Here is a 6,248-nt window from a genome sequence, read left to right on the forward strand (position 1 = left end):
GTTCGAGTCGGTTGTGCGGGCCGGTGGTAGCACACCCGTCCGAGTGGGGCAGACTGAGCGGGTGAGCATTTCGTACGATTTGACCTCGGCCGGTGACCCTTCGGACTCCTCCCGCCCGCCGGCCCGCCCCCGGGTCGGCCTGCTGGGCACCGGTCCCTGGGCCCACCGCACCCATGCCCCCGCCCTCGCCGCGCACGCCGGCTCCGACTTCGCCGGAGTGTGGGGCCGCCGCCCCGGAGCCGCCGCCGAACTGGCCGACGCGTACGGCGTGAAGGTGTACGAAGACCCCGACGCGCTGTTCGCCGACTGTGACGTCGCGGCCTTCGCCCTGCCGCCGGACGTACAGGCCCCGCTCGCCGTGCGCGCCGCCGCGGCGGGCTGCCACCTGCTGCTCGACAAGCCCGTCGCCACGACCGCCGACGACGCCCGGGCCGTCGCCGGCGCCGTCGCCCGGCACGGCGTCGCCTCCGTCGTCTTCCTCACCCTGCGCTTCGCCGAGCCGGCCGCAAGCTGGGTCGCCGAGCAGGCCGCCCGCTCCGGCTGGTTCACGGCGAGCGCCCACTGGCTCGGCGCCGTCTTCCCGCCCGACGGTGCGCCCAGCGCGTACGCCGACTCGCCCTGGCGCAAGGCCAAGGGCGGGCTCTGGGACGTCGGCCCGCACGCCTTGTCCGTCCTGATCCCGGTCCTGGGCGACGTCACGGCCGTCACCGCCGCCCGCGGGCCCTCCGACGCGGTCCAGCTCGCCCTGCGCCACGCCTCGGGCGCAGCCAGCACCGCCGTGCTCAGCCTGGGCGCACCGACCGCGGCGGCCGGGGTGGGGCTGGAGGTCCGCGGGGCGGAAGGGGTGTTCTCGCTGCCCAGGTGGGCCGATGTGCCCGGCGCGTACGGGCGCGCCCTGGACGCGCTGCTCACCGCCGCCCGGACCGGGGTGGCGGACCCGCGCGACGCGGGGTTCGCGGCCCGGCTGACGGAGATCCTGGCCGAGGCGGAGGCGCAGCTGTCGTCCTGAGGCGGCCGGTTCGGGACCGGGCTACTTGATGACGGCGTTGGCCACGATGATGGCGAGGCCGATGGTGGCGTCCGCCGCGCCCATGAGCAGGGCCGAGCCGAGCCGGTAGCCGACGCGGAGCGCCACGAAGGAGCCCCAGGCGAACAGCAGGGCCGTGTTCAGGCCGAGCCCGACGGCGGTCACCCCGTAGGAGTCCCAGTGGGCGAGCCCGGCGGAGACCAGCAGCAGGACGGTGGGAAGGGTGGCCACGATGATCGGCCACTCGTTCCACAGTGCCCGCGAGAGCACCCGCCACCGGTGGGTCGCGGAGCCGGCCTGATGGCTGGTCATGTGGTGCGAGTACCCGTGCGCGAGCGCCGCCGCGCCGGCGGTGACCAGCACCCAGCTCGCGTCCTGGAACGGGGTGTACTCCCCGCCCGACTGATTGAGCGCGGCCAGCAGCCCGGAGGCGAGCACGGTCCCGTAGACCCCGCCGAACAGCCAGTCGGCGCTCCGGCGCGGCGGCGGGAGGCGGGGTCCGGCCGGGGCGGGGCGCTGCTGATCCGGCTGTTCCTTCATGGTGGGCCCCTTTCGTGCGTTTCGTCCCCTTTGGTGTTTCCTCACCCTACGAGGTGAGCAGCGGATAAAACCGAGGGCCCTCCCGGGAGGAAGGGCCCTCGGGGGCCATCGGCCCCGCAGCCACGGCAGCTACGGCACTATGCCGTCAGCGGCATTCGGGCAGACCGTTGTGGAACTCGGCGTTGCTGTCCACGTACCCGCCGTACGTCCACCCCTGGTAGCCCGGCATCCAGCCGCTGGAGCGGTAGTACTCCATGTCGACCTTGTACCAGACGTTCCCGTTGCCGAGGTTGTCCCCACGGGTCCAGCACAGGGTGTGGACCGCGTCCCCCCGGAACAGGTCCGGGGCCCCGACCTTGCCGGAACCCGCGCCGGGGCCGCTGTACACACCCACCCCGTGCGAGGTGCTCAGCCAGGTCCACTGGGACGCGGACGCGCCGGCCGCCCCCAGGCCCAGCCCGCCGGCGGTCAGCACCGCGACCGTCGCCGCCATCGCACCACGGCGCCCGAGCTTGAACTTCATTGCTTCCTCCTGGAGAAGAGAACGACCGGTGAAGGGTTTCTCGCCATGTCCGTGCCGACCCCCCGGTTGCGTCCGGCACGAGGGCAACCATCGGCATCGGCGCAGGTGTCCGACAAGGCGTCCCGACGTCCTTGGACGACCCTGGACGACCCGGGACGGCGGCGCCCGGAGATGGCCGGATGGTCCATGTCGGGGCAGGGGGTGCCCGCCGTAGGATCCGGCCGCCCACCCGGCGTTCGTGGATCGCCATGGACGGCCTTGGACGTCTTCGGACGGCCGGATCCGGTGGTGGGCCGGGGAGGGACGGGGAGTCGTGACCAGTTCGGATCGGGGCGGACCGGGGCCGGGGCCGCAGGCACTGCACACGGTGGGGGAGTTCATCGAGGCCTTACGGGCGCTCAAGGCGCTGGAAGGCCTGTCGCTGAGGGAGCTGCAGCGCCGTACCGGCCTGCCGAGGACCACCATCGCCCACGCACTGCAGACGCAGCGCCCGACGCTGCCCCCCTGGGACCGGGCCCTCGTCCTGCTGCAGGCGTGCGGCGTGCCGGAGGCGGAACTGCAGCAGTGGAGGGAGGCATGGACGAGGCTCCGCCTCGGCTCCGGGGAGGAGCCGGCCGAAGCGCAGGACGCGGCAGGACCCGGATCCGTCGACGACCCGCCACGCCGGCGGAGCCCGCGGTGGCGCCGCACGCTCACGCACGCGGCCACCCTCGCCCTCGGCATCGCCATCGGCGCCGGAGCCGTCACGGGCCTGACCTCGGCGTCGTCGGCCGGGACGCACGTGAGCTATCCCGTGGAGGAACAGCCGTGCCCGCCCGGAACCCCCAAGGAGAACCCGGAGCCCGTCCTGCCGCCCGCGGGCAGCGCCGGACCCGCGTCGGAGCAGGGCCCCGCCGTGTGGGTGGCCCGTCCGGCCGGTGACACGGAGATACTCTCCGGCACCGATTTCGTCCTGCCCGTCGTCACCCAGGTGACGGAAGGGGACGCCCTGGTCGTCAGTCTGATGCTGAGCGCCACGTGTCCGGGCCGCATCGAGGTGACGGACACCCTGGGGGACGAGTTCCGGATCGTGGGTGACGTGACCGATGCGCGCAAGCACCGGACGGTGGTCCTGGCCGCATTCCACGCCCGGCCGCTCACCACGGCGGACTCGATCCGCGTGGTGTACCCGCACGCGAGCAAGTACCACGTGGCGGTGGACGAGTTCCGCGGCATCAGCAGGGCCGTCGGCCACGCGCAGGCCCACGGCGAGGCAGGCGGGACCGCCTTCAGCACCAGCTCCAGCCGGCTCGACTGCGCGCCGGGCGACCTCGTGGTGGGCGTCGTGGGCACCAACTCCGGGACCGCGCCGGCCTTCACGGCCGAGTGGACCGCGCTGGCGGTGGTGAAGAAGTCGTCCTACCAGCTGTCCACCGCCTACCGCGTCGTCCCGGCCGCCCAGCTGTGCGCGGCCACGGGGACCACCACGGCCCAGTGGGGAGCGCTCGCGGTGGACTTCCGCTGACGTTCCGGCCGGGGCCCGGCGGGCGGCGAACCCGGTGCCGGCGCAGGTGGCGACCTCGACGCCGTCGTTGCCTGCGCCGCCGCCGCACGCTGTCCTGAGCCGGCCTCAGCGGTGGGGCGGCGGCGCGGGCGCCCCGAACGGCTGTCCGCCCAAGGCCGTCGCGAGCGCCCCCAGCGCCCTCCCGAAGGCCGCCTCCGGCGGCGCCGCGTACCCCACCACGAGCCCTTCCCGGGCCGCCCCGGCCGCGGCCGGATGCCGGTATTCCGAGAGGCCGTCCAGGGCCAGGCCCGCCGCCCGGGCCGCCTCCAGCGCCACGGCCTCCGTCCCCGGCGGGAGCTCGAGGACAGCGTGCAGCCCCGCCGAGATGCCCGTCACCCGCAACTGCGGGGCCCTGGAGGCCAGTACGGAGACCAGCTGGTCGCGACGGCCGAGGTAGCGGTGGCGCATGCGGCGGATGTGGCGGTCGTAGGCACCGCACTCGATGAAGTCGGCCAGCGCGAGCTGGTCCAGGGCGCTCGCCCAGGACTCCCGCAGGCCCTTCGCCGCCAGGACCCGGTCGACCAGGTGGTCCGGCAGGACCAGCCAGCCCAGGCGGATCGCGGGGGAGAGGGACTTGCTCAGCGAGCCGGCGTAGACGACGTGTCCGGGGGCCAGGCCCTGGACGGCGCCGACCGGCTTGCGGTCGTAGCGGAACTCCCCGTCGTAGTCGTCCTCCACGATCAGGGCGCCCGTCGTACGGGCCCACTCCACGGCGGCGGCCCGCCGGGCCGGCAGCAGCCGGGCACCCGTCGGGAACTGGTGGGCCGGGGTCAGCAGCAGCGTGCGCGCCCGGGCCGGGATCCGGTCCGTGCGGGCGCCGTCCTCGTCGACGGCGACGGGGTGCGGGCGGACCCCGGCGGCTTCGAGGATGCCGTGGTGGAAGGGGAGTCCGTACTCCTCCACGGCCCAGTCGCGGGGCCGCAGCGACGCGAGGAGCCGCAGGCCGTTCGCGAAGCCGGAGCAGACCACGACGTTCTCCGGGCCGGTACGCACGCCCCGGGCCCGGGACAGGTACGCGGCCAGCGCCCGCCGCAGCTCCGGTCGCCCCCGGGGATCGCCGGGCCCGAAGGCCTCGCCGGGCGCCTCGGCCAGGGCCCGCCGGGCGCTCGCGGACCAGGCGCCCCGCGGGAAGGAGGCGGGGTCGGGCTTGCCCTGGAGGAGGTCGTGGCGGGGGCCCTCGGGGGCGGCCGCGGCCGGGGCCGCCGGGGCGGCGGCGGTGGCCGCCCCCGAGGCGACCCGCGTGCCGGAGCCCTGCCGGGCGGTGAACCAGCCTTCGGCCACCAGCTCGGCGTACGCGTCGGCGACGGCATTGCGGGCCAGCCCGAGGTCGGCGGCCAGTGCCCGGTAGGGCGGCAGCCGGGTCCCGCCGGCGAGCCGCCCGCTGCGCACGGCCTCGCGGAGGGCTTGGGCGAGGGCGGTACGCCGGGCACCGTGCGCGGGAAGTTCGAGATGCAGGTCGGCGCCGGTGCCCGTGCCGGGCGTGGTGCCGATGGCGGTGCCGGTGTCCGTGCCGGGTGCGGTGCCCGTGCCAGGTGCGGTGTCCCTGCCGGACGCGGTGGCGGTGTCGTCGGACGTCATACGGGCGAGCGTAGGCGGCCGCGCCGTGCCGCCGGCGGCCCGCGTTCCGGCGTGGCCGCGGGCCCGGCCGTTCGGCCTGGCGCCGGACGCCGGCGAGGGGACGCGACGGGTCGGCCCTCCCGGTCGACCCCACCACCACCCTCGCCCGGAGGCGGCGGATCCGGTCCCGGTCGGTCCGGGCGCGCGGGCTCAGCCCCGGCGGGACAGGGCCTCGCGGACGGCTTCCTCGGAGCGGGCGACCACCGCCGTGCCGTCCTCCGCCGTGATGATGGGGCGCTGGATGAGCTTCGGGTGCGCCGCCAGGTGGGCGATCCAGCGGTCCCGGGCCGCGCCCGTCTCCTCGCGCGGCAGGTCCCGTACGCCGGTCTCCTTCGCGAGCGGGTCCGAGGTGCGCGTGATGTCCCACGGCTCCAGGCCGAGCCGCCCCAGGACCTCGCGGATCTCGGCCTCGGAGGGCACGTCCTCCAGGTAGCGGCGCACCGTGTACTCGGCGCCCTCCGCGTCCAGCACGGTCAGCGCACTGCGGCACTTCGAACAAGCGGGATTGATCCAGATCTCCATGGCCCCAGCCTAGTCAGAGCCTGTCTGGCCAGGGTCAATGTCAGTGGTCGCCGGTAAAATCGAGGGAGAACGACAGGAAGCCAACTACCGTTTGGGAGGCTGTAGATGGCCACTGCCATGACCGTTGTGCCCGTCAAGAAGAAGCCGCTGCCGGCGGGCCTGCCCCGCGAGTGGTACGAGAGCCACAACCGCCGTCTGAAGGCGATGCGGCTGGCGATATCCCTGCTGGACTCGGGGACGTACGACGCCCGTCGCGCGACCAACCGGAAGATCCGCACGATGGCGGTCCGCACCGGCATCCACCGCCCGTCGAACGTCACGTGCAAGATGGTCCGCGCCTTCATCGTCAGCAACGGCGGCTGAGCACCGGGCCGGGTCTCCGCGTCGGGCAGGGCGTCCTGCGACCGCGCGCTCCACCCACAGCCCGTTGTCGGTGGTCCTGCGCCAGGACCCGTACGCGCGGGAGCTGGTGCCCC

General features: G+C 75.0%; 7 protein-coding genes. 3 read left to right on the top strand and 4 right to left on the bottom strand.

The window, feature by feature from the left end; all coding sequences use genetic code 11:
* The first annotated feature begins 79 nt into the window (after positions 1-79).
* Entirely contained in the window at positions 80-1,009 is a 930-nt protein-coding gene (locus ABTY04_RS36705) for a Gfo/Idh/MocA family protein (RefSeq protein WP_502996795.1), read from the top strand.
* Between the two features lie 21 nt (positions 1,010-1,030).
* Here ABTY04_RS36705 and ABTY04_RS36710 read toward each other — a convergent pair whose 3' ends face one another.
* Positions 1,031-1,567 carry a hypothetical protein gene (locus tag ABTY04_RS36710; RefSeq protein WP_352217776.1) on the bottom strand — a complete coding sequence of 179 codons (537 nt, stop codon included), beginning with the start codon at positions 1,565-1,567 and terminating at the stop codon, positions 1,031-1,033.
* A gap of 145 nt (positions 1,568-1,712) precedes the next feature.
* Positions 1,713-2,090: a hypothetical protein gene (locus ABTY04_RS36715; protein WP_352217777.1), complete on the bottom strand. Its 378-nt coding sequence runs from the start codon at positions 2,088-2,090 to the stop codon at positions 1,713-1,715.
* A 313-nt stretch (positions 2,091-2,403) separates the two neighbouring features.
* On the opposite strand from ABTY04_RS36715, the gene ABTY04_RS36720 reads away from it, so the two are divergent.
* Complete coding sequence (locus ABTY04_RS36720) at positions 2,404-3,594, top strand: helix-turn-helix domain-containing protein (protein WP_352217778.1); 1,191 nt, start codon at positions 2,404-2,406, stop codon at positions 3,592-3,594.
* Between the two features lie 105 nt (positions 3,595-3,699).
* Here the strand turns inward: ABTY04_RS36720 and pdxR are convergent, their stop codons facing one another.
* Together pdxR and ABTY04_RS36730 are read right to left on the bottom strand one after the other, a co-directional pair.
* Positions 3,700-5,211: a MocR-like pyridoxine biosynthesis transcription factor PdxR gene (gene pdxR / locus ABTY04_RS36725; RefSeq protein ID WP_352217779.1), complete on the bottom strand. Its 1,512-nt coding sequence runs from the start codon at positions 5,209-5,211 to the stop codon at positions 3,700-3,702.
* 189 nt (positions 5,212-5,400) lie between these two features.
* Entirely contained in the window at positions 5,401-5,772 is a 372-nt protein-coding gene (locus tag ABTY04_RS36730; RefSeq protein WP_352217780.1) for an ArsC/Spx/MgsR family protein, read from the bottom strand.
* Positions 5,773-5,877: 105 nt separating this feature from the next.
* Here ABTY04_RS36730 and ABTY04_RS36735 point away from each other — a divergent pair, with 105 nt between their 5' ends.
* A complete protein-coding gene (locus ABTY04_RS36735; RefSeq protein ID WP_352217781.1) occupies positions 5,878-6,135 on the top strand; it encodes a hypothetical protein in 258 nt (85 codons plus the stop codon).
* Positions 6,136-6,248 lie beyond the last annotated feature (113 nt).

Source organism: Streptomyces sp. NPDC097981, assembly GCF_040302565.1.
GTDB lineage: Bacteria > Actinomycetota > Actinomycetes > Streptomycetales > Streptomycetaceae > Streptomyces.